This is a genomic window from Halobacillus sp. B23F22_5 (assembly GCF_043497085.1).
GTDB lineage: Bacteria > Bacillota > Bacilli > Bacillales > Halobacillaceae > Thalassobacillus.
On record NZ_JBIEKI010000011.1, the window covers coordinates 76,349 to 103,124 of the forward strand.

General features: G+C 42.3%; 22 protein-coding genes. 2 read left to right on the forward strand and 20 right to left on the reverse strand.

All coding sequences use genetic code 11. The features are described 5' to 3' along the window. Positions 1-86 precede the first annotated feature (86 nt). Positions 87-917 carry an aldo/keto reductase gene (locus ACGTN9_RS14380; RefSeq protein ID WP_499593925.1) on the reverse strand — a complete coding sequence of 277 codons (831 nt, stop codon included), beginning with the start codon at positions 915-917 and terminating at the stop codon, positions 87-89. Positions 918-1,066: 149 nt separating this feature from the next. Here ACGTN9_RS14380 and ACGTN9_RS14385 point away from each other — a divergent pair, with 149 nt between their 5' ends. Beyond that, positions 1,067-1,360 (forward strand): DUF4190 domain-containing protein, encoded by a 294-nt coding sequence (locus ACGTN9_RS14385; RefSeq protein WP_499593927.1) that lies wholly within the window; start codon positions 1,067-1,069, stop codon positions 1,358-1,360. Here the strand turns inward: ACGTN9_RS14385 and ACGTN9_RS14390 are convergent. Continuing rightward, positions 1,340-1,693, reverse strand: a complete 354-nt coding sequence (locus tag ACGTN9_RS14390) for a hypothetical protein (protein WP_499593929.1) — start codon at positions 1,691-1,693, stop codon at positions 1,340-1,342. The genes ACGTN9_RS14385 and ACGTN9_RS14390 overlap by 21 nt on opposite strands. A 124-nt stretch (positions 1,694-1,817) precedes the next feature. Next, positions 1,818-2,891 (reverse strand): undecaprenyldiphospho-muramoylpentapeptide beta-N-acetylglucosaminyltransferase, encoded by a 1,074-nt coding sequence (murG, locus tag ACGTN9_RS14395; RefSeq protein WP_499593931.1) that lies wholly within the window; start codon positions 2,889-2,891, stop codon positions 1,818-1,820. Between the two features lie 120 nt (positions 2,892-3,011). On the opposite strand from murG, the gene ACGTN9_RS14400 reads away from it, so the two are divergent. Then, entirely contained in the window at positions 3,012-4,370 is a 1,359-nt protein-coding gene (locus ACGTN9_RS14400; protein ID WP_499593933.1) for an MATE family efflux transporter, read from the forward strand. Between the two features lie 39 nt (positions 4,371-4,409). Here ACGTN9_RS14400 and ACGTN9_RS14405 read toward each other — a convergent pair whose 3' ends face one another. The 17 genes from ACGTN9_RS14405 to ACGTN9_RS14485 form a co-directional block, all read right to left on the reverse strand. After that, positions 4,410-5,837 carry an aldehyde dehydrogenase family protein gene (locus ACGTN9_RS14405; RefSeq protein ID WP_499593935.1) on the reverse strand — a complete coding sequence of 476 codons (1,428 nt, stop codon included), beginning with the start codon at positions 5,835-5,837 and terminating at the stop codon, positions 4,410-4,412. A gap of 731 nt (positions 5,838-6,568) precedes the next feature. Further along, complete coding sequence (locus tag ACGTN9_RS14410) at positions 6,569-7,762, reverse strand: NupC/NupG family nucleoside CNT transporter (RefSeq protein ID WP_499593937.1); 1,194 nt, start codon at positions 7,760-7,762, stop codon at positions 6,569-6,571. Between the two features lie 255 nt (positions 7,763-8,017). Continuing rightward, complete coding sequence (locus ACGTN9_RS14415) at positions 8,018-8,626, reverse strand: CAP domain-containing protein (RefSeq protein ID WP_499593939.1); 609 nt, start codon at positions 8,624-8,626, stop codon at positions 8,018-8,020. A gap of 152 nt (positions 8,627-8,778) precedes the next feature. Beyond that, entirely contained in the window at positions 8,779-9,279 is a 501-nt protein-coding gene (locus ACGTN9_RS14420; protein WP_499593941.1) for a hypothetical protein, read from the reverse strand. An 80-nt stretch (positions 9,280-9,359) separates the two neighbouring features. After that, positions 9,360-10,481, reverse strand: coding sequence for a Ger(x)C family spore germination protein (locus ACGTN9_RS14425; RefSeq protein ID WP_499593943.1), 1,122 nt, complete (start codon positions 10,479-10,481; stop codon positions 9,360-9,362). Beyond that, positions 10,478-11,635 carry a GerAB/ArcD/ProY family transporter gene (locus tag ACGTN9_RS14430; protein WP_499593945.1) on the reverse strand — a complete coding sequence of 386 codons (1,158 nt, stop codon included), beginning with the start codon at positions 11,633-11,635 and terminating at the stop codon, positions 10,478-10,480. Before ACGTN9_RS14430 ends, ACGTN9_RS14425 begins: the two co-directional genes overlap by 4 nt. Further along, entirely contained in the window at positions 11,583-13,214 is a 1,632-nt protein-coding gene (locus ACGTN9_RS14435; RefSeq protein ID WP_499593947.1) for a spore germination protein, read from the reverse strand. Before ACGTN9_RS14435 ends, ACGTN9_RS14430 begins: the two co-directional genes overlap by 53 nt. A 134-nt stretch (positions 13,215-13,348) precedes the next feature. After that, positions 13,349-14,641: an NCS2 family permease gene (locus ACGTN9_RS14440; protein ID WP_499593949.1), complete on the reverse strand. Its 1,293-nt coding sequence runs from the start codon at positions 14,639-14,641 to the stop codon at positions 13,349-13,351. 119 nt (positions 14,642-14,760) lie between these two features. Beyond that, positions 14,761-15,576 carry a pyrroline-5-carboxylate reductase gene (gene proC, locus ACGTN9_RS14445; protein ID WP_499593951.1) on the reverse strand — a complete coding sequence of 272 codons (816 nt, stop codon included), beginning with the start codon at positions 15,574-15,576 and terminating at the stop codon, positions 14,761-14,763. A 374-nt stretch (positions 15,577-15,950) separates the two neighbouring features. Further along, a complete protein-coding gene (locus ACGTN9_RS14450; RefSeq protein WP_499593953.1) occupies positions 15,951-17,444 on the reverse strand; it encodes a potassium/proton antiporter in 1,494 nt (497 codons plus the stop codon). A 133-nt stretch (positions 17,445-17,577) separates the two neighbouring features. Beyond that, positions 17,578-18,744 carry a sporulation protein YhbH gene (yhbH, locus tag ACGTN9_RS14455; protein WP_028781854.1) on the reverse strand — a complete coding sequence of 389 codons (1,167 nt, stop codon included), beginning with the start codon at positions 18,742-18,744 and terminating at the stop codon, positions 17,578-17,580. Positions 18,745-19,152: 408 nt separating this feature from the next. Continuing rightward, positions 19,153-19,368: a hypothetical protein gene (locus ACGTN9_RS14460; protein WP_499593997.1), complete on the reverse strand. Its 216-nt coding sequence runs from the start codon at positions 19,366-19,368 to the stop codon at positions 19,153-19,155. 109 nt (positions 19,369-19,477) lie between these two features. Continuing rightward, the gene (gene odhB, locus ACGTN9_RS14465) at positions 19,478-20,776 is read right to left on the reverse strand and encodes a 2-oxoglutarate dehydrogenase complex dihydrolipoyllysine-residue succinyltransferase (RefSeq protein ID WP_499593955.1); all 1,299 of its coding nucleotides are present in this window, start codon (positions 20,774-20,776) and stop codon (positions 19,478-19,480) included. Continuing rightward, on the reverse strand, positions 20,763-23,642 hold the full coding sequence (locus ACGTN9_RS14470; RefSeq protein WP_499593998.1) for a 2-oxoglutarate dehydrogenase E1 component: 2,880 nt from the start codon (positions 23,640-23,642) through the stop codon (positions 20,763-20,765). Before ACGTN9_RS14470 ends, odhB begins: the two co-directional genes overlap by 14 nt. 241 nt (positions 23,643-23,883) lie before the next feature. Then, entirely contained in the window at positions 23,884-24,045 is a 162-nt protein-coding gene (locus ACGTN9_RS14475) for a hypothetical protein (RefSeq protein WP_499593957.1), read from the reverse strand. Positions 24,046-24,184: 139 nt separating this feature from the next. After that, the gene (locus ACGTN9_RS14480; protein WP_499593959.1) at positions 24,185-26,080 is read right to left on the reverse strand and encodes a PrkA family serine protein kinase; all 1,896 of its coding nucleotides are present in this window, start codon (positions 26,078-26,080) and stop codon (positions 24,185-24,187) included. A gap of 299 nt (positions 26,081-26,379) precedes the next feature. Further along, positions 26,380-26,565 (reverse strand): hypothetical protein, encoded by a 186-nt coding sequence (locus tag ACGTN9_RS14485; RefSeq protein ID WP_499593961.1) that lies wholly within the window; start codon positions 26,563-26,565, stop codon positions 26,380-26,382. Between the last annotated feature and the right edge of the window lie 211 nt (positions 26,566-26,776).

Below are 26,776 nucleotides of genomic sequence, written 5' to 3' on the forward strand. Positions count from 1 at the left end.
AAACTTTTTTAAAGGATTAAAAGGCATGGACAGCAAAATGTCCATGCCTTTATTGCGATACCTACCGGTCGCTTTTGCTTTGGATATCAGTAATCAAATTCGTCTGGATGTGGACCGTTACGTCCTTCCTCTCCAAGGTCTAATTCATCGATACGTTTGATTTCTTCGTCTGTCAATTCAAAATCGAAGATATCCGCGTTTTCCTGCTGTCTTTCTTTTTTAACGGATTTAGGAATCGTCACGATACCACTTTGATAATCCCAGCGAAGAATGATTTGTGCTGGTGTTTTATCATACTTTTCAGCTAGTTCTTTTAAAACAGGAGCATCCAGGTACTTCCCACGCGCAAGTGGCGACCAGGCAACGACCTGGATATCATTTGCTTCGCAGAACTCTCTTGTTTGCTGTTGGTGAAGTTCCGGATGCAGTTCAATCTGGTTGACTATCGGAGTTTCTTCAGCGTCTTTCATCACATCTTCCAAGTGATGCGGCAGGAAGTTGCTGACACCAATCGCTTTCACTTTTCCATCTTTATAAAGCTTCTCCAACGCTTTCCACGTATCCGTGAACTTTCCTGGAACTGGCCAATGAATCAGATATAGATCAAGGTATTCAAGACCCAGCTTATTCAAGCTGCGATCGAAAGCCTCCAGTGTTTCTTCATAACCCTGCTCATCATTCCAGACCTTCGTAGTGACGAATATCTCCTCACGGGGTACGTCACTTTCTTTGATCGCCTGTCCGACACCTTCTTCATTTTTATAAAATGACGCAGTATCGATATGACGGTAACCCAGTTCTAAGGCACTTTTCACCGAATCCACTACTTCCTGGCCGTCTTCCATTTTATATACCCCAAGGCCGAGCCATGGCATTTCTACATGATTACGCATTTTGACAGTACTTGTTAAACTCATATCCTATCTCTCCTTTGCGAAATGCTTGCTTACATCCTATCATTTTTACTCACTTTATGTATTTACCCTGTTTGGAAATAAGGTAAAACCTTCTAATCTTCTTGCTTTATCTTTATACTGATTATATAGAGAGAAAAGGGGCGGATTATTTGAGTGACAAGCAATTTACCAATAACAAAGCAATCACTTCACTGACTTTAGGTATCCTGTCCATCGTCATTCCTGTCATCGGTTTATTTTGTGCCATTGCAGGAATTTATTATTACAAGGGAAGCATGAAAGAAATAAAAACCAAAGATGAAGCAGGGATGAATGTCGCGATCGCAGGCCTTGTATGTAGTATCGTTGGAATCATCATACAATTATTATACATCCTCGCAATCATAGCTTACTTTGCCGTTACGGGCTTCATTGAGCAGGTTTCACCTTCTCTGCTTATCTGAACTGAACTTAGGTAAAGTAGACTCGATAAAAATTAACGATAAAAAACGGAGGAAGATTGGATATAATGCTAAAATTCCTATTAAGTCACCGATGAAACCCAGCGTGTTGGTGAACAGCATCCAGACAGCCAATGCCAGCATGATAGCAAAACTGACATTCCCAGCGCCGCCATTGACCGGATTCCAGGAATTGACCGAAAGCTTGGTATCCTGCTCCTGTTCTTTGAAGCAATTATAGTGGAACGCTTTGATACGGAACCAATTGGAAGCAGTAACAAGATTATCCCTGTCTTTCACTTCCTTCTTACAATAATGACAAACGACATTTTTCAATGACATCGACTCCTGACTTTGTATAATCTTGGTACTTTTAATTATAACTTAAATTTCTTCATCCCCCTACAATAACAATGATTGAATGAAAAAAAGACTGCCTTTATGTAAGGCAGTCTAACATTTATTTTTTTTCGTAACTTTGTATCAACTGGACAACCTTTTCTTTCACTTGCTGGCTTTGGTAGTTTTCCATATTTTTAAGGATTTCATCTTTATCTTTCATCAACCCATCAATTTCTTCTATGAGCGTTTCTTCTGTCAATTCTTCCTCTTCCAGTTTTCTTGCGTATCCTTGTTTGACAAACGAATCAGCATTCAATATCTGGTCACCGCGGCTTGCTTGTCTCGATAATGGGATAAGCAGCATTGGTTTTTGTAATGCCAAAAATTCATAGATAGCGTTGGATCCTGCGCGGGAAACGATATAATCAGTCGCCGCAAAAAGATGTTTCAATTCATCGGTTACATATTCAAATTGGACGTAGCCCGACTGCTTAACCGACTCATCGACATTTCCTTTGCCGCATATATGGATGATTTGCATTTTTGGCAGCAACTCATCCAATTGGTTACGAATCGAATCATTGATTTTTTTCGATCCCATACTTCCTCCCATCACCATCAGGACGGGTTTCGAAGTAGAGAAGCCGCACATCTCCAGTCCCTTTTGTTTATCGCCCTTAAACAATTCCTCCCGGATGACAGCCCCAATATATTCTTTCTTTCCCTCAGGTAAATACTGCATCGTTTCCGGGAAAGTCGCCAGGATTTTTTTCGCAAACCGTGACGCCAGTTTATTTGCAAGCCCTGGGGTGTAATCGGACTCATGGATGATTGCCGGTACGCGATTCATCCATGATGCAGCCACTACAGGGACAGATACAAATCCCCCTTTAGAGAAAATGACATTCGGTTTCCGTTTCCGGATGATATTCCATGCCTGCACGGTACCTTTCATGACTTTGAAAGGATCTTTCAAATTTTCTTTCGACATATAGCGACGCAGTTTTCCTGTAGAGATAGCGTGGTAGGAAACACCATCGAGGTCTTCAATCAATTGTCGTTCTATCCCGTTGTGGGATCCGATATAATCTATCTCATATCCCTGTTTTTGGAATTCCGGAATTAACGCGAGGTTCACGATGACATGTCCTGCTGTTCCTCCACCGGTAAATAATATGCTTTTCTTACTCATAAAAAACTTCCTTTCTCTTCGTCATCCTGTCTATTTCATAATTTCATATAGGTTAAGTCTTGTTTTTGTGCTATAATCCTCTCTATCCTAAGTGAATTGTATCAGAAAAGGAAGAGACATATGTATGAAACTTCAACCTTGAAACAGAAAATCAAGCTATTTCTCACCATCCTCATCCCGATTCTTATCACGCAAATCGGCATGTATGCGATGAATTTTTTTGATACGATTATGGCCGGCCAGGCTGGAGCTGAAGATTTAGCCGGTGTCGCCATCGGTTCAAATGTATGGCTGCCCATTTTCACCGGGCTGAACGGTATCATGCTGGCCATTTCCCCTATTGTGGCACAGTTAAAGGGAGCGAAACAAGACAGCGAAATCCCCGTCGCAGTTAAACAGGGGGCGTACCTTGCAGCAGTGATCGCGATCGTTATCGGTGTGGCAGGTTTCTTTTTAATCGAACCGGTGCTTGGTCTGATGGATATAACGGATGGTGTAACCTATATCGCGAAATATTACCTGATTACACTTGGAATTGGAATCATACCATTATTTGTATTCAATATTTATCGCAGTTTCATCGATGCTCTCGGGTATACAAGGATATCGATGATCATCATTCTTCTTACCCTTCCTACCAATATTTTATTCAATTATATATTCATTTTTGGGAAATTCGGATTTCCAGCACTTGGCGGGATCGGTGCAGGGCTGGCGACTGCTTTGACCTACTGGGTCTCTTTTATCATCGCCGTAGTTATTCTGCAGACTGTTCAGCCATTCCGTGTCTATCGCATCTTTTCCAACTGGATTCGTCCATCATTGAAGGCCTGGGGAGAACAGTTAAAAATTGGCATTCCCATTGGTTTCGCAATTTTCTTTGAGACTAGTATATTCGCAGCGGTCACTTTTTTTATGACCGCTTATGATACGTATACCATTGCAGCACACCAGGCAGCCATCAATTTCGCTTCTTTGTTATATATGATCCCGCTGAGCATTGCTTTCACCCTGACCATTGCCGTAGGTTTTGAAACAGGGGCAAACCGCCACAAGGATGCCCGTACGTATTCTTATTTAGGTATATTAATAGCAGTTGCGATGTCCGTACTGGCCGGGATGATTTTGTATGTATTTGACGATGCCGTTGCTCGTCTTTACAGTTCCAATCCTGCCGTAATTGAATTGACGAAGAACTTCATTTTCTTCGCGATCTGGTTCCAATTATCGGATGCTGTCGGAGCTCCAATTCAGGGGATTTTGCGTGGATACAAGGACGTCAATATTACGCTGGTCATGGCGTTTGTATCATACTGGGTAATTGGTCTCCCAAGCGGATGGCTGCTTGCCAACTATACAGCACTTGGTCCATATGGCTACTGGATGAGCTTGATTATCGGTTTGACTGCTGGAGCCATTACCTTATATGGGCGGATGTTTTTGCTGCAACGAAGGAATATCAGACTTTATAATAGGTAAAAAACCAGCTGGCACCAAAGTGTCAGCTGGTTTCTATTATTACTGATCAAGGTTGAAAACAATCAATCGCTCTTCAGTCATATCCTCGATCGCATATTTCGGTCCTTCTTTACCCCAGCCGCTACCTTTGACGCCGCCATATGGCATCAAGTCGACACGGTACTGAGAGGAGTCATTGATCATGAGTCCTCCAACGTGGACATGTTTAGCTGCATAAAAGGCTGTTTCCAGGTTCTTTGTGAAGATTCCGCCTTGGAGCCCGTATTGGGATTTGTTCACTTCATCGATGCATTCCTTAATGTCTGAAAAAGGAATCATGCTTATGACTGGTGCGAAAATTTCTTCACAGACAACTTTCATGTCGTTTTTCACATTAGTAATTACCGTCGGATGAAGTAAGGCTCCCTCACGGTTACCGCCATAGACCACTTTCGCGCCGTTTTCTTCCGCTTCTTTAATCCATTGCTCGGCACGCTCGGCTTCTTCTTCACTGATCATCGGTCCAACATCTGTATCGGGATCATTCGGGTCGCCGATATTCAATTGGTCGATTGCCTGAAATAATTTGTCCTGGAATACATCCTGAATAGCTTCATGGACATACAGGCGCTGGACAGAAATGCAGACTTGGCCGGCAAAAGCGAAACTTTTCTGGGCAATATTGCTGGCAGCTTTGTCTAAATCCGCTTCTTTATCTACAATGATAGGAGAGTTATTTCCAAGTTCCAGTATAAGCTTGTTCAAGCCGGTATTCTGCTTTAACTTCAAACCGACATTAGCGCTGCCGGTGAACGTGTATAGATTAATCCGTTCATCTTCCATCATCTGCTGGCCAACGGTTGATCCGGAACCAACAACCACATTCAAAAAGCCTTTCGGAAGTCCAGCTTGCTCAAATAGTTCAGCCAGCTTCAACGCTGTAGTCGGCGTGTTGCTCGCAGGTTTCAAAACAACAGTATTTCCGGCTGCGATAGCAGGAGCAATTTTATGAGCTACGAGATTCAACGGGAAATTGAATGGACTGATTGCTCCGACTACACCGACCGGAACTTTCATCGTATAGGCCATCCGGTTTTCTGAACCAGGAGCCGCTTCCACCGGCACGCCTTCCCCATGGATGCGCTTCGCCTCTTCCGCTGATAATTCAATCGTCTGAGTCGCCCGGTCAATTTCCGTTCGAGTCTGCTTCAATGGTTTTCCGGCTTCCATCGTAATGTTTTTAGCGAGCTCTTCTTTGTTTTCCTGAAGCAGTTCACTTACTCTCTTTAAAATTTTGTAACGTTCGTATGGTGGAAGCGGGTTTTCTTTGAAGGCAGTTTCCGCAGCGGTGGTCGCCTGCTCTACTTCTTTTACTCCCGCTTTTGATACCCGGGCATAAACTTCCTGTGTATACTTATTAAGGACTTCTAGTTGATCATCTGTCTTTACCCATTCGCCATTGATGTATAGGTTATATGTCTGTACCATAACATCTCTCCTTCTTAATAATGGTTACAGTAAACTATTTCCTAAACACCCCAGGCTGAAACTCTGTTATTACAAAGTTTTACATTAAAGCTTTTTTAAACGTCGTTAATTTTTCATGAGATGCTTATTCAACTATTGGGCGAATTGTGGAAAACTTAATTTCGAGATACTTCGGGTCCGTTGCCGAGTCAGGAATAAGGGCGGCGGGGAAACGATTCGCTTTCCTGTGGGGGAACTGGCAAGCCTCCTCGGTCGTTTCACGACCTGTGGGGTCTCGCCTAGCCCCTTCTCCCACGGGAGTCTCACCGTTTCCCCGCCAACCTATCCTTTTCGAGATAAACGGACCACTACAATGAATGAAAATGCTTCTACCTATGCTACATAATGTGAATAACAGTGAGTGTGGCAGTTTTTCCTTTTTATGAATAGCTCTTTAAAAATGCTCCATGCGGTTGTTTCCGTTTCCTCACCACAGCAAGGAGGTCCGGGAAATTGCGAGACTCCAATGGGAGGATAGTACATGGTGAGATCCCGCAAGGCGAAGCCTGAGGAAGCTCACCGTACGCCCATGGAAAGCGAGTGATTTCCAGGACCTCCAAACGCTCCCAACCGTAACGGAAACAGTTGCTCTCGAAACTGAGTCTTCAATTAAAGGGATCTTAACTGTAAAATCAGAACCTATACAAAAAAGTGCTATCCTTACTTGAAAGGATAGCACTTTTGTCAGTTTCTTATAGGAATAGACCTGCGATGGTTGCGGATAGGACAGAGCCTAATGTAGCACCAATCAATAGTTTCATACCGAAACCGGAAACTCTTCCGCCTTTTTCTGAGTCGATTCCTTGTACCGTACCGGCGATGATACCGATAGAAGAGAAGTTGGCGAAACTAGTCAGGAACACAGTGACGACCCCAACTGTTTTCTCAGAAACTTGGTCCAGCATGTTCTGGAATTCCAGCATTGCTACGAATTCGTTTGTTACGATTTTTGTACCCATAATGGCACCAGCATCGATAACTTCAGCCGCTGGGATGCCCATCAATAGCCCGAGTGGAGCAATGACATAACCTAAAGCTTGCTGTAAGGTGAATCCATTGAAGATCCCGGCAAATGCCCAGTTCACTAATTCTAGTGATGCAATGAAAGCAATCAGCATGGTTGCAACGATCAAAGCGATACGACCACCATCAAGGGCCCCATTACCCATCGCTTCGAAAAAGCTCTTCGCATTGGAAACATCCTGGATTTCAACGGTGTCTTCTTTCTTGTCTACTTTGACAGGTGCAATGATGGAAGCTACAATCAATGCACTGAACATATTCAATGGCAACGCTACAAGTACATATTGCGCCGGCAGCATTCCCAGGTAAGCCCCTACGATGGAAGCAGAAACAGACCCCATTGCAGATGCACTGACAATATAAAGACGGTTGTCACTCAATTGATGGAATTGAGATTTAATCGCAATCAAAGCTTCGGACTGACCGAAGAAGATACTATTGACCGCGTTAAAGGACTCGATTTTTGGAAGTCCTGTAATGTAAGAAAGAGCTTGTCCTAAATATTTGATGATGAAAGGCAAGATTTTTAAATAAGTCAATACAGATAGAATAGTCGCAAAGAAAATAATCAATAGCAAGACGTTGAAAAAGAACACGCCTCCGCCGCCTTCTTCGACAGCGATTCCCCCAAGTACAAAGTTGACACCTTCTGAGCCGAACTCAATCAATTTATTGAAACCGGCTGAAATAGCACCAATGATTGCCTGTCCGACATCTGTATTGAACATGAACCACGTGGTGAACAGCTGCAAAGCTAGCATGATTCCAATTCCACGAAGGTTGATGTTCTTTTTATCATTGGACATCAAGAATGCGATACCCAGTACAACGACAATGGCCAAAAGACCTAATAAAATTCCCATATTTTGTTCCTCCCTCAAAGTTGTCCGTCCCATAATGAAAATGCTTACATATGATCATTTCATAATGGATTCTATCAGGTTGTCAGACGTCATGCAAGTGTAATTTTTAGTCATAGAACTGAAAACCTTGTCATATCAACGTTTACAATTTTTGAAAGTAATGTGAACGGTCAACCTTTTTTACTATCTTGCTCAGGACTTTATTCACCTTAACAAAATTATTAGGGTTCGTCATCACCGTTATGACCGTTACTATTATTTTTGAATGAAAAATTGTACCCAGTATCCTTTTCCATTGTTTCCTTCTGCATATCCTACTCCGATATGTGTCATCCTGGCATTTAATATATTTTTTCGATGACCAGAGTGTGCCAGCCATTGGGAAACCACTTCCTCGGGAGAAAACGGTGCGGCCGCTATATTTTCAGCCGCACGCTCGAAGTCTATTTGGTAATCACGGAGCATCATAAAGGGAGAACCATACGTAGGGGATTGGTGACTGAAGTAGTTATTTTCAGCCATATCTTCGGCTTTAACAGCTGCGACACGTTTCAACGCTTCATCCATATGCAGCGGTTTGATCCCTTTTTGAATTCGTGCTTCATTTGTAAGCTCGACTATTGTTTCCGTAATTTCTCCGGAAGGAATCAGCAGCCGGTCACCTGGATAAATCACCCCCGGATTTTCGATATGAGCGTTGCTCTCTATCAAGTCACTTAAAGAAAGATCATAACGGAGGGAAATTTTCCACATCGTATCCCCTGGTTTTATATGATAGGTCATTGTTTCTGCATCAACTTTATTTCCTGTTTCTGTTATCAGCAAGAAAATGAACAGAAACAAACATACAAACCACTTTCCCACATTTATTCTCTCCTTTACGAAGATGTCTGACTTAGTTTCTTCTACTTTTTAAGTTTCATGTACCATAGAAAGACATGACTTATCACCAAACCCCAGAGTGAAAAACAATTAAATGAAAACGCCAGACCATAGAATTATGATCTGGCGTACTATTAAAAGTGGAACGAGCGTGCTACATCGATTAAGTCTGATTTTTCCACGTCGGTGCTGTCGTCGGAAAAGTTACTGGGGCGATAGGTCATCTTATAGGTGACCCCGTCTTTTTGCCATGTGACGGTTTTAGCAAATGAATTATCAACATATTGACCGGAAAGCGAATCGGTAATGGCCACTTGTTCTGGTGAAAACAAGTCTGGTTCGACGTTCCCCTCAATGAACTGCAAGGTCAACAAATCATTTTCATTGGTATAAAAGCTTAGATCCAGTGCTTCAGCATCATCGACTTTATACACATCAGAGACCATCATCACCATTTCAAACGGGATGAATTCCGGCAGTTCCAGCTCAAAATCCATCTGACTAACAGCCTGTTCTGCCTGCTTCTGATCATATTCGTAGTAATCGTGAGGTACCGCTTTGGTACTCTGGCACGCTGTCATAAAAAGTACGAGAGCCAATAGACCGAAATAGATGACGACTTTTGTTCCTTTCATATTTCTTCCCCCTGGACAAAAATTTCTCTATTTCTGTAGACGATCTCATCCAGGAAAAAGTTTCAGATTTTTACATTTTTTTAACCAATCGTGCCATGTTCCTGAATTACCACATTTACTTTCGGAGTGATCGTGATATTTTTAAAGTCTTTATCCCAGTCTAACTGTTTCCATGTATCATAATGAAAAGCTTCCGTACGTCTGCCAATCCCTAACACATCACTGTGAGACTCTTGTAATAGTGACATAATTTCTGTCGCTTCCTTTGTTAGTTTTTCGGATAATTTTTTCTCCAACTCTGCTACTACTTTCGGGTCTGTCAGTTTATCCTTCGGGTATTCTACCACATTCAAATATAAATCTAAGTTTACATCTACAGAGATTGTTCCTCCAAAAGGTGTGATTTTTAAATCACGATTTTGTTTGATTACTTGAGCGCTTATATACCTTGTAAGCCTTGGTTCACCTGTTTCACTTACTTGCCGGGTTATTCTGGCGACTTTCCCCTTCTTATTATTCATTAACAACAATAGCGTGGCTTGCTCTGCATCTAACGATATTCCAGAATATTTTTTGTCATGGAAGAGAGCCAACCCTTTATAAATTATTTCATTCGCTTCTTTATCTACGGTAAGTAAAGGTAAGGCAATATCGATACCTGGTTCAAATAGTTCCGCACAGATCAGCTGGACATTATCCCCATGAGAATGGGTGGTGTTGGCAACAGCGTCAAGCAGGCCAACAACATGTTCAGAAACACGGGGTTCCTGATCTGTCTTTATAGAAAAAACTTCTGAGGCTTCCCCTTCCACGACTGCTACTTCAGCGCTTAAATTGTTTTGTGGAGCCCGATAATACCCGTCAAGAATAGAATATATATCCTGTTTTGCAAGTTTTTCTCCTATGAGTAATACCTCTATTTTGGAGGGATCGAATTTATAGGATAATTGTTTATCGATTTCATTTCTCGCATCAAATAAGTTATGACCAATCCCTGTTTCGATATGAGCTTGCCCCTCCGTCGCTCTTTCTGTTCCAGCTTCTGGTATCAGTATAGAGACGGTATCTTTCACTCTTCCATCTTCCGTTAGATCAAAAGTAGCCCCCATGATCAGCTTAGCATCTTTGAATAACCGCTGATCCCAGCAGCCGGTTAGTAACACCATACAACACAGCAGCAATAACAAACCTTTCTTTTTCATTTGGAATCACTTCCTGTAAGCTTCTTTTTACGCACGAAGAATACTAATAATAAAATGACCGGCAGTGAACCAGAGAACAGATAGCCGAACTTCATCACCACATCTCCATATTGACCAATCCGCTGTTCGCCACTGCCGAATGTTAATGCCAAAATGAAGGCTACGATAGCCATCATAATCATGAAAGGCATCTCCTTTTTACTATTGAACATATGCTTCAAGCCTTTACCGGACATATACAAATATGTGGTAAAAGAAGTGGTCACTGACACAACCCAAACCGAGATAAAAAATAGATCCAGCCGTTCAACAACACTGAATTCATAGGCCTTTAGCATATATAATACAGGCTCTGGAACGAGCAATATTTCTTTAGCACCAAAGAAAGTGAACGTTGAAAAAACAACTAACAAGTAAAATCCCAGCACAAACCACTGGGTATAAAATATCGTCTTCAATTTCTCTTTGTTCGTACCTTCCACAAGGGGATAGATGATCAATACGAAAACAAAACCTAACAGGGAAAGTACACCTTCGTTGACTCCTTTCAAAATAGGCTCTATCCCGGCTTTACCTACGGGTAAGATAAAAATAAAATGAGAATCTCTGACGCCGTAAATCAATGAAACAACCAGGATGATCATCAAACCAGAGAAAAGCGTATAAGCTCTTGCCAGTACTTTTATCGTACCGGAAATGAGATATAAGCCAGCAGTAACCATTAAAAACATCAGTACCCATTTAGGAGTATTGATCAGCATCCATAAATTGATGACCCGTGTATAAAGGATAAGTATCAAGGCTCCTACGGCAATAAAATAAAAAGAATAAAACAGCGTAGAAGTCTTCCCTATCCATTTGCCAAAAATCTTTTCCAAACTTATAAATAAATGCTGGCCAGGAGTATTTTTAAGAAGGAGCCAATATAAAAACATGATCAGCTGAACAACCAGACTGGCTCCGATCAAAGATATCCAGCCATCCTGTTTCGCCACTTGCTGCAGGTTATAAGGGAGAGATATGACACCTACACCGATTTGTGTCTGGACAATCAGGAAAAAAAATTGCAGGCGGGAGATTTTGTTATTAAGAAAGGCTGTATCATTTTGTTTTGTTTGTCCCTTTTGTTTTCCTTGATTTTTTTGATTTGCCACTTCTCTTCCACTCCCTTGATTCTCCCATTGACTGATCATTGATTGGGTTTGCATCCTTCGGTCTGGTATTTAACTTAAATAAAGGCAGACGGACAAAGGTGTCTTTTAAGTCTTGAATCCTTAAAGGGGAAACCGGAGCGAAATACGGATTCCCAAAGGACTCTAATTTGACCAAATGAATGAGGATGAACATTATGCCAAAGACGATCCCGATAAACCCCAGGGTACTTGCAAGTATGATCAACGGAAATGTTAACAGGCGGAGTGTCGTGCTTAATTCATGGGAAGGGACGACAAAAGAAGCGATCGCTGTCAACGCGACGACAATCACCATTAAATTTGAAATTAGCCCTGCCCTTATGACCGCATCTCCAATGACCAAACCTCCCACGATACCGATTGTCTGTCCTACAGGCTGTGGCAGCCTGATACCAGCTTCCCGGATCAGTTCGATGATGATGACCATAATGAATGCTTCCACGAACGGAGGGTAAGCTATCTGCTCAATAGCACTTTTCACAGGCGATACCAGGTCATCCGGAATCACTTCGAAATGAAAACCGATGATAGCGATATACATAGCCGGAAGACCAATAGCAATCAGGAAACTCATTAATCGGATTATCCGAATAAAGGTACCAGAAACCCAACGGGCATGATAGTCATCCGGCGACTGATAAAACATGAAAAAAGTAGAGGGAAGAATTAATACGGTCGGACTTCCTTCAGCCAACAAAGCCACCTTTCCTGACATCACGTTTGCAATTACCCGGTCGGGGCGTTCCGTACTTAATGTTTGTGGAAATGGCGACATTGGATTGTCTTCGATGAACTCTTCCATAAAACCAGGACTTAAAATCGTATCCGCAGTGACACTTTTAATCCTCTTTTTGACTTCCTTTACTAAGGCAGGATTTGTAATCCCTTCCATATAAGCGATAGCTACATTCGTATTCGTTTTCTTCCCTACACGGAAGTACTTTATCGTCAAGTCGCGGTGTTCCAACCTTTTCCGTATCAAGTTGATATTGATCATGAGGTTTTCTACAAACCCCTCATGGGAGCCCCGGACAACTTTTTCATTGGCGGGCTCTTCGACACTTCGGTTAATCTCTGAAGTGACATTGAAATAAGATAATTTTTTATTGTCTTCTTCTATATAGAGGGCATGTCCCCGTAACAAAACCTTGAGGGCTTCCTCCAGGTTTTCTGTATGCTTTCCATTCGGCAATTCAGCTATGGAGTTCCACTTTCCGAACTCCATCTGCGTGAAAATTTTTTCTTGCACTTTTTCCTGATCTGCAAGTGTCTCAAAGTAAAGAAGTACAGCGTTGCCATCTTGTAAAATTCTCAACTTCAAATCATTGGAATGCTTCAAGGCTTTCGTGAGATATTCGATATTTTGAGAAAGTTGAGAGTAACTGGGTTGCTTTGGTTCTTTGACATCAGCACTTTGGCCCGGCTGCTCTTCAACAAGTTTATCTGAAGTTTTTTTTCGTCTGCGATATCCCATCCCACTCACCGCCTTTATTTTTACATAGTGATTCTTAGTATGAGCGATATTGGAGGATTTAGTCATTTATGGAAGGAGAGTTAATAGAAATAATTGCCTTGTCGTGCGAAAGCCTTAGTATTTTCCTAATCCTTTAACAAAGTTAACCTTTCTTAAAGAATAAAAAAGATGCCCCAATTAATCGGGGGCATCGCGGTGAATTAATGTGCAGGGAAGAAAATCATCTGCAAAACGAAAATGATTCCAAACGTATATAAAATCCAGTGGACTTCTTTTCCTTTTCCACTGACAAGTTTCAATAATGGATAGGTGATAAAACCGATAGAGATTCCAGTAGCAATACTGGAGGTTAACGGCATCGTCAAGATGATCGCAAAAGCAGGAAAAGCTTCATCAAATGTTCTCCAATCGACCCTCGCAAGCCCCACCATCATAAAACAGCCAACAATGATAAGCACTGGAGCTGTAATTGCCGGCAAATTTGAAATAGCCGCTACAATTGGCGATAAGAAAATAGACAAAAAGAACAAAGCAGCCACAACAACAGATGTAAGACCTGTCCTTCCGCCCGCAGCTACACCGGAAGTTGATTCGATATATGCCGTAGATGGACTTGTACCAAACATGGACCCCGTGGTTGTAGCAACCGCATCAGCCATTAAAGCAGCCTTGGCACGGGGCAGACTGCCGTCCTCTTTAATAAAACCAGCCTGCTCCGCAACACCGATCATCGTTCCGGTCGTATCAAAAATGGTCACCAGCAAAAACGCAAAAATCACCGTATATAATCCATTAGCGAACACGCCTGCGATATCCAGGTCGAAGAACACAGGAGCTGGTGGAGCAGAAATGAATCCTTCAAATTGAAGCTGGCCCGTGAAATAACCGATGATTCCTGTAATCACCATTCCGAGAAATAACGCGCCTTTGACATTCCTGGCCATCAGCCCCAGCGTAATGAACAGGCCAGCAAGAGTCAGCAAAGTGACCGGCTGATGCAAATCGCCAAAGGTCACCATTGTCGCTTCGCTTGGAACGACAATCCCTGACATTTTCAGTCCGAGAAAAGCAATGAACAATCCGATCCCGGATGTTATTCCATATTTCAATGAAGCGGGTATTGCCATTATCAAGGTTTCTCTTAATTTAGTTAAACTTAATAAAATAAATAGAATACCGGCTATAAAAACAGTTCCAAAGACAACTTGATAAGATACACCCTGAGAGACTACAACGCTGGCAAAATAGGCATTCAATCCCATTCCCGGTGCAATAGCAATCGGATAATTAGCGGCAAAAGCCATAATCAATGTCCCGACTAATGCAGAAATCACTGTCGCCATGAACACCTGCTCAAATGGCACGCCCGCGGCAGATAATACAGCTGGATTGACAACTATGATATAAACCATTGTCAAAAACGTCGTCACACCTGCCATCACTTCTGTACGTGCATTTGTTTTATTTTCCTGTAGGCGAAAAACGTTGGACATACAAACACCTTACTTTCCGAATAATAATAACAACATTTAATATATTATTCGTTTTTCGAAGGTTATGCAAGCCCTCACCCACGAATATAGAAATAAAAAAAGCCGATTAACGGCTTCTTTCATTTCTTACTTCCTGATAAGTATTTAGCCCTTTTTGTACAGGCATCCATCGCAGATTGAATCGCTCCCCGGAAACCGGCGCTTTCCAATGCTGTCACGGCTTCAATCGTAGACCCGCCAGGGGTACAGACATCGTCTTTCAATTTTCCAGGGTGCTCGCCAGTTTCGAGTACCATCTTTGCTGCTCCAAGCACAGCCTGAGCGGCCAACTTGTATGCTTGAGCTCTAGGTACCCCTTGCTGCACAGCTCCATCCGCCATCGACTCGATGAACATATACACATAGGCAGGTGCCGATCCACTAACAGCCGGCATAGCATCCATCAGCTTCTCCGGCATAACTTCCGCTTTTCCAAAGCTTTCAAAAATACTCCGCACTTCGTCCAGCTCATCAGAAGTTATAAACTCATTCGGGCATAGGATACTCATTCCTTCGCCCACAAGCGAAGGTGTATTCGGCATGGTCCTTACTACTTTCACCTGATGATCAAATGAGCTTTCAATATCGGAAATCGTAATACCAGCGGCAATCGTAATAATGATGGCGTCTTTTCTTACATAAGACTTGATCTCTTCCATCACTTCTTTGTAGATATACGGTTTGACAGCAAGGAATAAAATATTACTCTCACTAGCCAGCTGTTTATTGTTATTCGATGTATCAATATCGAAACGGAAGGCCGCCCCTTCGATCGTTTCATCTGTAATGGCGGTAGCGGAAACCTGGTCCTTATAGACAACTCCCGCTTTCAACATGCCCTGGATCATCGCCTGGGCCATATTCCCACAACCGATAAATCCTATTTGCTTCTTCATCTTGTTACTCTCCTTTCAGCACAAACCGTTTTATCATTGTATGATAATTATAGTTTTTCATTGTATGATAATTGTAGTTAAAAAACAATTGATCAACCGATTGATTCGACATCATTCGCCACTACAATACTTTCTGTTATATTCCCCATGAAAACCTAAAATACCTGCCTGTTATAAGATTATTTAGCTGATATCCATGAAAAATGGTATAAATTTCTGAGAAAGGGTTTACAAATGGATGACACTTTCTTATAATTAACCATGTACTGTTCATATCATAACGATTCACCAAAAATATCATAGCTGCTACGAGAAAAGCCGAGCTGAAAACAGCTCGGCTTTTCTCGTTCTGAAACAAATAATATCCTCGGCCTTTATTCTTCCTCTTCTACTCCTTCTTTGACATCCTTCAAAACTTGTTGCACTTGTTTTTTTACCTGTTTCGAAACCGTTACATACAGCGTATCCCCAGCTAATATCTTCGTCTGCCCATAAGGGGTGATGATATCACCATTACGGATAATTGCATTGATCAATGCTTTATCAGGCAACTGAATATCTTCCAGCTTCTCACCGGTAATTCGATTGTTATTAGCAACGTCAAACTCAATAATTTCTACATTAGCCCTGCCTACTGAAATCAGCTCCAGGGAATGAATTGGGTTACTGAGCTTATCGGAAACAAGAGAAAGCTTCTCTGCCAGCCAGGTGATGGATGCACCCTGCACTAAAGCGGATGTCAGTACAATAAAAAAGACAATGTTGAAAATCATCTGGCTGTTTTCTACTTCTGCCAGCATTGGAAATATCGATAGGACAATTGGAACTGCCCCGCGCAGTCCCGCCCAGGAGAGCAGCATTTTTTCTTTATTCGTAAAACGGAAGAATGCCAGCACCAGATAAACAGCAGCAGGCCTCGCAACGAACATCAGAATCAAGGAGATCAGTATCCCTCTCAGCATAATATCCGAAGTGAAAACTTCCGAAGGGAAAACGAACAAGCCTAAAATGACGAACATTAAAATCTGAGCCATCCAGCCGAAACCTTCGTTAAATCGCAAAATGGAGTAGCGATAAGCAAGCTCGGCATTACCAATGACTACCGCTGTTACATACACAGCCAACAGTCCGCTGGCTTGCAAGAGCGAACTGACACTGTAAGAAAGGAGAGCGAAAGAAATAGCAAAAAGCGGATAAAGGCCGCTGGAATCCAGATTGATACGGTTCAATGAGTAACTTGCTATGTATCCCAAAGTAACCCCGACTACAGCTCCAAGACCCATCTGCCAAAAAAACAAACCGATCAAACCGAAGATACTGGTAGCTTCTTCAGTTAATAACTGGATGAAAGTAATCGTGAGAAACACCGCCATCGGATCGTTGGTCCCTGACTCTGCTTCTAATGTATCTTCCAGCTTATGACGAATATTTTTACCTTTCAGGACTGCAAAGACGGCTGCCGCATCCGTAGAGCCTACAATCGAACCAATCAGAAAAGCTTCGAGCCATGAAGCCCCAAGAATGTATTTAACAAATATCGCTACAATACTGGTTGTCAGTACAACCCCGAAAGTAGCCAGTGTGATCGAGGGGGCAAGAACTTTCTTCATACCTCCCCATTTTGTCTGCATACCACCTTCAAATAAAATGATCACTAAAGAAATGACCCCGATAATTTGGGCCAGTTCAGGATTATCAAAATAGATTATTTCCAACCCATCTGACCCCACCAGCATGCCGACTAGTATGAATAGAACGAGCGATGGCACGCCAAGGCGCGAGGAAAACTTTGTGACGACGACACTGATGACTAATAATAAAGCGATTAAAAGTATGATTTGATTAGACTCTAGTACCTCTTGGATCATATTGTTGCGAACACCTCAACTGAAAGCTTGTAATAATACTATTATAGACTTTTTTTCTTATGTGCAAAAATATTCCACTCCTTCCCTGGAGTAAAACATCAAACAAAAAAAGAACCAGCTCCATGAGAGCTGGTTAAACGGTCATTTCCTCTTCTTTTCCACTTAAGAACTTCTGCATGGCATAAAGGACATCGGCTTTTTTCCGTAGAACATAATAACTGAACTTCGGATGTTCTATCTTTTTGTAGACCTGCATTAAACTGGAATGGCGGTTATACTGGTTCACTTCCCCGTACCCAAAGAGACTGGATACCTTTAAAAGCTCCTCGATAAGCTGGATACACCGTTTGTTGTCTGATGTTAGATTATCTCCGTCTGAAAAATGAAAAGGATAGATATTATACCGCTCTGGAGAATATTTTTGATCGATCAGCTCAAGTGCTTTCCGGTAAGCTGAAGAACAAATCGTTCCACCGCTTTCCCCTTTGGAGAAGAAATCATCTTCACTGACTACTTTGGCTTCGGTATGATGGGCGATGAATTCAATATCTACAGTCTCATATTTTGACTTCAAAAATCGGTTCATCCAAAAGAAGAAGCTTCGTGCCATATACTTTTCCCATAACCCCATCGATCCTGACGTATCCATCATAGCGATGACTACCGCTTTCGATTCTGGCTTTATAACGTCATTCCATGTCTTGTAACGGACATCCTCCGGATAAATCGGCGCGAATGAGGACGTACCTTTCATGGCGTTACGTTTAAAAGCTTCCAGCATCGTTCGTCTCTTGTCAATGTTGCCAGTCAGCCCTGTTTTTCTGACATCACTGAATTCGATATCAGTGGTCACAATATTGTCTTTCTCTTTTTCCTCCAGGTTTGGCAGTTCTAATTCCTTAAATAATGCTTCTTCCAACTCAGCAAGACTGATTTCCGCTTCATAGTAGTCTTCTCCAGCCTGGTCGCCGGCTCCTTCACCTTTTCCTGCTTTCTTATCTCCAGATCCATCTCTCGCTACGACATCGCCTACTTGACTGTCCCCATCCCCCTGACCAACATGTTTATTCTTATCATGATTGTAACGAATCTTATATTCATCCAGTGATCGAATTGGTATCTTAACAACATGTTTGCCTTTAGACATGATGATGTTTTCTTCGGTGATCAAATCTGGGAGTTGATTCTTCATGGCCTCCTGAACTTTTTCCTGATGGCGCTTCTGGTCGTCATGTCCTTTTCGATGGAGGGACCAATTTTCTTCTGCAATCACAAAATTCTTTTCTTCAGCCAACGTCATCCCCTCCTGCTTTAGTATTATTTTATTCTATGCAGGTTTGTCGATTTTGATTAAATATTCAGACTATTAATTTAAAAAAATACCAATCATATTCAAAATATAGGCTTTATAAAGCTTGATTTGACAATGATTCCGTCGACCTGTCCTCTATTCTATTAAATTTATTGGGTGCCTGCTGAAAAAGAGAGCCATTGCTTTCTATGCTGAATCGGATGATTGGCCAGTGAAGTTCTGCCCTGATTCTGTGACATTCTTACTTAACGCATTGGTATGCTTGCTTAACCAGAGACTTTCTTACTAACGCATAAATATGCTTTCTTATCTCCATCCTATTCTTCCCTAACGCAAGGTTTAGAACAAATAAAAAAACACCTCATGGCCACGTACCATGAGATGTTTACTGTATTATTAATCTTCTTCGTTGTCTTCGTTATTCTCAGCTTTCATTTGTGAAAGGAGCTCTTCGCTTGCTTTTTCTGCTGATGTCACTTCTGTCAGCCCCATAAAAGACCAGCCCTTTGATTCGACCCAGTCCATGAACTCATTCAAAAATTCATCATGGGTGAGATCAACATCATAAATGGCTCCGTTTATAGAGATCGTTTTCTTTGGGTATAAAATCATGTTGAAAGAACGCGGTTTCTTCATATGATCCCACCTTTCCTGTTGGTACTTACAATGTATCAGAAAAAACGAATCCTCGCCACATTCGATGACGAGGATTCACAAAGTTTTAACCTTCCAGTAATAGATCGTACGGATCTTCGATCAATTCTTTCACACGTACCAGGAATTGGACTGCTTCTTTCCCATCGACGATACGATGGTCATAAGAAAGGGCGATATACATCATCGGACGAACTTCAATACTGTCATCCGGCATAACCATGGCGCGCTTTTGAATGTTGTGCAAGCCAAGGATACCTACTTGCGGTGCATTCAAAATCGGTGTAGAAAGCATGGAACCGAAAGTACCTCCATTTGTAATCGTGAACGAACCGCCTTGCAGTTCATCCAACTGTAATTCTTTGTTGATCGCTTTCTTAGCCAAACGGGAGATATCTTTTTCAATGCCTGCAAAGCCTAAGCGGTCTGCATCACGGATAACTGGTACGACAAGACCTTCATCTGTGGATACAGCCATACCGATGTCATAGAATTTCTTCTTCACGATTTCATTTCCTTGAATTTCTGCATTCAACAGTGGGAATTCTTTTAAGGCACCGATAACTGCCTTTGTGAAGAAGGACATGAAGCCCAGTTTGATATCATGTTTCTGTTGGAAGTCTTCTTTACGTTCTTTGCGCAGCTGCATAACCGCAGACATGTCTACTTCATTGAACGTTGTCAGCATCGCAGAGTTTTGCTGTGCTTCAACCAGGCGCTTTGCAATCGTCTGACGACGACGGGACATTTTCACACGCTCGACCGGCTTATCGAATTCTGTCTTTTCGTTATTTTTCTCTGCTTTTTTCTCTTTTTTAGGAGCTTCCTGCTTCGTTTCTTTTTCCTGAGAACCACTGGCAGCAGCATCTACATCTTCAGGGCGGATACGGCCTAATGGATCGCGGGCATTGATTTCACTAAGATCGATTCCCAGTTCGCGGGCACGTTTTCTCGCAGCTGGAGTTGCTACGACATCGCCTGTTCCGCTTTCTTTCTCAGCAGTTTTTTCTTCTTTCTCTTTTGGTTCTTCTTTCTTTTCTTGCTTAGCTTCTTTTTTAGGCTCTTCTTTCTTCTCTTCTTTTGGCTCTTCTTTTTGATCGGAGGAGTCATCAGAAGATCCGCCAGCTTCACCGTTTTCATCTACTTTGGCAATAACATCGCCAACTTCAACGTCATCTCCGGCATCTTTTACGATTTCCGTCAAAACACCGCTGGCATCAGCATTTACTTCGACGTTAACCTTATCTGTTTCAAGCTCCAGGATCGGATCGCCTTTTGATACCTTGTCTCCTTTTTTGACAAGCCACTCGGCAATCGTTCCTTCTGTAATAGACTCAGCTAACTCAGGGACCTTAATTTCTTTCACTTGAATCTCCTCCTTTAGACATCATAAGTGCTTCATTGATAATACGTTTTTGTTCTGTCTTGTGGATGTTTGGTTCACCGACTGACGGAGAAGCACGATGCGGACGTCCGACATAACGGTGGATTTGGCCTTTATTTAGTAATCGATGGAGGATACCCTCGACGAAGTACCAGCTTCCCATATTCTGTGGTTCTTCCTGTACCCATACCAACTCTTCTAAATTTGGATATTCATCCATGATTTCTTTCAAGCGATGATCAGGGAACGGATAAATTTGCTCGACCCTGACACCAGCAATCGAATCAAAGTTTTGGCCTTCTGCCTTTTCTGTGGCATCTTCTATTTCCACCATGATTTTTCCGCTTCCGATCAGTAAAGTTTTTACTTTTTCCTTATTTTCACTTAAACCAGGCTGACGTGTGATGGTATTAAATTTACCTTCACTGAAACGTTCACCCGGATCAGCTATACGCTGGTTCCGTAATAGACTCTTAGGAGTCATTAACACTAATGGACGAGCTTCTTCTTTACCGCTGATGGCAGCTTGTCTGCGCAATAAGTGGAAGTATTGCGCTGCTGACGTAACATTCGCAACCGTCCAGTTGTTTTCTGCTGCCAGCTGTAAGAAACGTTCCAATCGGGCACTGGAATGCTCCGGCCCCTGACCTTCATAACCATGAGGCAGTAAGAAGACCATGCTTGTCTTCTCTCCCCATTTCGCTCGACCAGCTGCTACGAATTGGTCAAAAATAACTTGCCCGGCATTGGCAAAGTCACCAAACTGTGCTTCCCATAATACAAGTGATTCTGGTGCCTGGACACTATATCCATATTCAAACCCTAACACACCTGCTTCGGAAAGTGGGCTATTGTGAATAGCAAACGATGCCTTCGCCTGCTCCAAGCCGTGCAACGGATTGTATGTTTCCCCTGTTTCGACATCGTGAAGCACCATATGACGGTGAGCGAATGTACCACGTTCACTATCCTGACCAGTAAGTCGGATCGGCAGGCCATCTTCTAAAATAGAAGCAAATGCTAAGGCTTCCGCTGTTGCCCAGTCTACTTTACCGCCATCTTCCAGCATTTTGCTTCTACGCTGTAAAATTTTCTCCAGCTTCTTAAAACCATTGAAGCCTTCCGGACGTTTCAGCATGCCTTCATTAAGAGCCTTCAGACGCTTAAAATCTACAGCTGTTTCAATTTCTTCCAACGTGTTTTCAACTGCTTTTGGAAGCTTCTGAGCCTCTGGTTCAGCTGTTTCATTTTCCTTCATGTTCTGATAAAGCTCACGAAGTTTGTTTTCGCCTTTTTCTTTCATCTCTTTGAAGTCTTCTTCTTTGATGACACCTTCCTGCTGCAGTCTTTCCTGATAAACAGTTGCAGCGGTAGGATGATTATCAATTTCCTTATATAGATGCGGCTGTGTCGCACGCGGTTCATCCATTTCATTGTGACCGTAGCGGCGGTATCCGACCAGGTCGATCAAGAAATCTTTATGGAATTTGATGCGATATTCATAGGCAAGTGCTGCCGCAGATAAACAAGCAATCGGATCATCCGCATTAACGTGCACGACAGGGATTTCAAAACCTTTTGCCAGATCACTCGCATAGCGCGTAGACCGGCCATGTTCACGGTCTGTGGTAAACCCGACAAGGTTATTGGCAATCACATGAATTGTACCCCCAGCACGGTAGCCGGGCAGGTCACTCATGTTTAACGTTTCTGCGACTACACCTTCACCGATGAAAGCTGCATCACCATGAATGGTGATACCGAAAGCCCGATCTGGATGATGCTTAGGCAAACCGGCTTGAGAGCGGTCATCCTGAGCAGCCCGTGTGAACCCTTGAACTACCGGATTGACGAACTCCAAATGGGACGGGTTATGTGCAAGCGTCACACGTGTAGAATGTTGTTCACCGTTTTTGATTTCACGGCGTGCACCAAAGTGATATTTGACATCCCCGGTCCACCCATAGTTGATTCCCATTGAACCCTCAGATGGAACCAGTTCCTTATCCGGAGAATGGTGGAATTCAGAAAAGATCTTATCGTATGGCTTACCGAGAATATGAGCAAGTACATTCAAACGTCCACGGTGGGCCATGCCCATCATGATATGTTCCGTTTCGTCGGCATAAGAAGACTGGATAATATGTTCAAGCATAGGTACCATGATATCCAAACCTTCAATGGAGAAACGCTTCTGCCCGACGAAAGTTTTAGCAAGGAAATTCTCGAACCCTTCAACATCCAATAACCGGTTCAACAACTGTTTCTTTTCTTCGTCGCTCAAAGAAACGACGAAGGAGCCAGTGTCGACTTTATCCTGCAGCCATTGCCGCTCTTCTTCATTATTTACATGGTCGTATTCAAAAGAAATTGTCCCTGCATAACGTTCTTTCAGCGTTTTAACGACCTGTAAAGCATTTTTCAATTTGACAGGAGAATCTGGCCAAACCCAGTTCGCCGGGATGGCTTCTAAGTCTTGTTCAGTCAAATTGTAGGTAGCTGGATCAAGAAGCTCTGAATACCGTTCTTTCCCCCCAACGGCATAAATATCCGCTTCTAAGTGTCCATGACGACGAATAGCCTCAACAAGTTTATATGCTGAGGTCACCTTTGCAATATCCTGTTCCGATGGTGCAGCGGCGCCATTACTTGTAGTGCGTTCGGCTCCAGCTTCCATCCAGACAGGTGCCCCATGCTCATCGAACATTTCCTTTAAAGAAGGATCGACGGCATCAGGGTCTTCTGTATAAAGTTCATATTGTTCTTCGATGTACCCCGTGTTGGGGCCGTGAAAGTTTTCCCAAAAGCTTTCTTGTGACCCATTGTTTGACAAGTTGATTACCCCCATGTAGATTTGTCTATCGTTGCGGTTGACGTAAACGTTTGCAAACCTAAATAACATTATAGGTTCGAGTGATTTGTTCTTCAAGAATTATAACCTAATTATTCGACTGAAAACAACAAATTCATTATAACAAGAAAGACGCACCTGTGGGTACGTCTTTTACAACTTTTCGACAATGTTTAACATGAAAAGCCTGGAAGCATTATGTCAATGTGAAGAATGCCCGGAATTTTAGTGATATGGTTTATTTTTCGTGCTGTTTGGGATCAGGATCCTGCCCTTTATCTTTCACTTCATCATTCGTATTCATACGCTCCATTACTCTTCCTTGATACTTCATTTCTTTCATATCTTTTGCCATGGAACTGTTATTGGGCTTATTCTTCTCCATTCTTTTATCTCCCATACGCACACCACCTTTTTACATTACTATACCCTAACTTTATTCTGGAAAAACCTGAAAACCAAATTAAAGGATTCGGCTTTACCCTTTCTGACAATAAAAAAGCATGTGAAAGGATTTCCTTCCACATGCTTTTAAGTGATTATCTGTTTAATAGACTTCCTACATAACGGAGCAGTTCATTTGCTGAGCTGGAATTATAACCATACTCATCTACTAATGTAGCAATCACTTCATTCATCTTCTTCAATTGTTGCTCATCAGGCGTTTTCGTAGATGTGGTAATCTTGACGATATCCTTGAGATCAGCAAACAATTTTTTCTGGATTGCTTCCCGCAGTCGCTCATGGGAGTGATAATCGAATTTTTTCCCTTTACGGGCATAAGCACTGATACGGATAAGAATTTCTTCACGGAATGCTTTTTTGGCATTTTCTGAAATTCCGATCTGTTCTTCAATCGACCGCATCAACTTTTCATCCGGATTCATTTCATCACCTGTCAGCGGATCCCTGATTTTAGCCTTGTTGCAATAAGCTTCGACATTGTCCAGGTAATTATCCATCAAAGTGACTGCCGATTCTTCATAGGAATATACAAATGCCTTCTGGACTTCTTTCTTCGCCAATTCATCGTATTCTTTACGAGCGACGGAGATGAAATTCAAATACCGCTCTTTGTCTTCTTTTGATATAGACGCGTGACTATCCAGCCCATCCTTCAATGACCTGAGCACATCGAGTGCATTAATCGAAGTCATCTCTTTCTTAATAATAGTAGAAGAGATTCGGTTGATGACATACCGCGGGTCGATGCCGCTCATTCCTTCATCCGGATGTTCTTTTTGCAATTCTTCGACATCCACATCGCTGAAGCCTTCTACATTCTCTCCATTATAAAGTCTCATTTTCTTCAATAAATCCACCTGGCCACGGGTAGAATCTTTCAGCCGCGTCAGAATCGTGAACATGGCAGCAATTTTCAGTGTATGAGGAGCGATATGAACATCCTTGATATCACTCTGGCGAATCATTTTTTCATAAATACGCTCTTCCTGACTGACTTTTAAATTATAAGGTACAGGCATGACGATCATTCGTGAATGAAGTGCTTCATTCTTTTTATTAGCAATAAAGGAACGATATTCTGCTTCGTTGGTATGAGCAACAATCAGCTCATCTGCCGAAATCAATGCAAACCTTCCTGCTTTGAAATTCCCTTCCTGCGTCAGTGACAATAAGTGCCACAGGAATTTCTCGTCACACTTCAACATCTCCTGGAACTCCATCATCCCACGGTTCGCTTTATTCAGTTCACCATCAAAACGGTAGGCACGCGGGTCAGACTCAGAGCCATACTCCGCAATCGTCGAGAAGTCGATCGAACCTGTCAGGTCAGCAATATCCTGCGATTTTGGATCCGATGGACTAAAGGTACCGATACCGCAGCGTTTATCCTCTGAGAAGAAGATACGTTCCACCTGCACATCCTCAATTCTTCCACCATATTCTTCTTCGACGCGCATCATGTTGAGCGGCGAAAGGTTGCCTTCAATCCGGATGCCGTATTGTTCTTCAAAATCAGGGCGTAAGTGATGCGGAATCAAATGCAGTGGATCTTCATGCATTGGACAGCCTTTGATGGCAAAAACCGCTCCCTTATCTGTATGGGAATACTTCTCTAACCCGCGTTTCAAGATATTGACCAGAGTAGATTTACCTCCACTGACCGGCCCCATCAATAACAAAATCCGCTTCCGGACATCCAGCCGCTTGGCTGCCGGGTGGAAATATTCCTCGACCAGCTTCTCCATCGCATCTTCCAGGCCATAAATCTCATGTTCAAAGAATTTGTACTTATGATGCCCCTGTTCTTCTTCAATCCCTGCGTCTTTAATCATATTATAAACACGCGAATGTGCAGATTGAGCTAAATAAGGCCTTTCTTTCAGCAACTCTAAATAATCAGAAAAGGTTCCTTCCCATTTCAGCTTCTCCTCTTCTTCCCGGTAACTTTGAATCTTTTTCAAAATATCCAATGTACTACCTCCCCTGTAGATAATGGGCAAAAGCTGATTAATAAAGTCTATGTAGCAAATGTACAGGTGATGAATAGATAATGAGAAGAAGTAAGAAAAACTTGTCCCTTTCTCAAAAGAATAGCGCTCTGGACATATTTGGCAGTACAGGCTTAATTAAAATTTCCCCAAGTCAGCGTTTTCGTGCATAAGTTATTTTTTGTGTTTGATCGTCGGGAATTCACTCCCAATTCTATTTATCGCGATCGGATCTTTTCCCTAAAACTCTCAGGATAAAAAAAGACTGACCCGATACAGGGTCAGTCATCTTCATCCATATATTGTTTTTCAAATTGATACTGCTTTCGTCTCCTCAGCCCTAAAACCAGGAATACGATAAATAAAATAATGTTCAATACTCTAAAATCAGGGTAAATAAATGCTAAAATGGCCCAAATCGCTGAGCTTACTAAAAACAGTACACTCGAATAAAGAGTTTGGCTCACCAGGGACTCCTCCCTTACGTGGTTTTGGCTGGCCTTTAGTCCATTTTCCTGCTTATCCCATATCCTATCGTCAATTTAACAGATTGACAATACAAATGGGGGGTTTTAAAGAACGTCAGCTTACGCAACTTTTCCCATTTAATCTCTTTTGACACATAAATGACTACCTTGTTAAACTTAGTTTGTGCATTTTACTTAATTAAAGTATGAA

Excerpts from the sequence above, each read along its gene's own strand:
- ACGTN9_RS14380 (WP_499593925.1), bottom strand. The coding sequence starts at position 917 with ATGAGTTTAACAAGTACTGTCAAAATGCGTAATCATGTAGAAATGCCA.
- murG (WP_499593931.1), bottom strand. The coding sequence starts at position 2,891 with ATGAGTAAGAAAAGCATATTATTTACCGGTGGAGGAACAGCAGGACAT.
- ACGTN9_RS14400 (WP_499593933.1), top strand. The coding sequence starts at position 3,012 with ATGTATGAAACTTCAACCTTGAAACAGAAAATCAAGCTATTTCTCACC.
- ACGTN9_RS14405 (WP_499593935.1), bottom strand. The coding sequence starts at position 5,837 with ATGGTACAGACATATAACCTATACATCAATGGCGAATGGGTAAAGACA.
- ACGTN9_RS14410 (WP_499593937.1), bottom strand. The coding sequence starts at position 7,762 with ATGGGAATTTTATTAGGTCTTTTGGCCATTGTCGTTGTACTGGGTATC.
- ACGTN9_RS14420 (WP_499593941.1), bottom strand. The coding sequence starts at position 9,279 with ATGAAAGGAACAAAAGTCGTCATCTATTTCGGTCTATTGGCTCTCGTA.
- ACGTN9_RS14425 (WP_499593943.1), bottom strand. The coding sequence starts at position 10,481 with ATGAAAAAGAAAGGTTTGTTATTGCTGCTGTGTTGTATGGTGTTACTA.
- ACGTN9_RS14435 (WP_499593947.1), bottom strand. The coding sequence starts at position 13,214 with ATGACTAAATCCTCCAATATCGCTCATACTAAGAATCACTATGTAAAA.
- ACGTN9_RS14440 (WP_499593949.1), bottom strand. The coding sequence starts at position 14,641 with ATGTCCAACGTTTTTCGCCTACAGGAAAATAAAACAAATGCACGTACA.
- proC (WP_499593951.1), bottom strand. The coding sequence starts at position 15,576 with ATGAAGAAGCAAATAGGATTTATCGGTTGTGGGAATATGGCCCAGGCG.
- ACGTN9_RS14450 (WP_499593953.1), bottom strand. The coding sequence starts at position 17,444 with ATGATCCAAGAGGTACTAGAGTCTAATCAAATCATACTTTTAATCGCT.
- yhbH (WP_028781854.1), bottom strand. The coding sequence starts at position 18,744 with ATGACGTTGGCTGAAGAAAAGAATTTTGTGATTGCAGAAGAAAATTGG.
- ACGTN9_RS14460 (WP_499593997.1), bottom strand. The coding sequence starts at position 19,368 with ATGATTTTATACCCAAAGAAAACGATCTCTATAAACGGAGCCATTTAT.
- ACGTN9_RS14470 (WP_499593998.1), bottom strand. The coding sequence starts at position 23,642 with ATGGGGGTAATCAACTTGTCAAACAATGGGTCACAAGAAAGCTTTTGG.
- ACGTN9_RS14475 (WP_499593957.1), bottom strand. The coding sequence starts at position 24,045 with ATGGGAGATAAAAGAATGGAGAAGAATAAGCCCAATAACAGTTCCATG.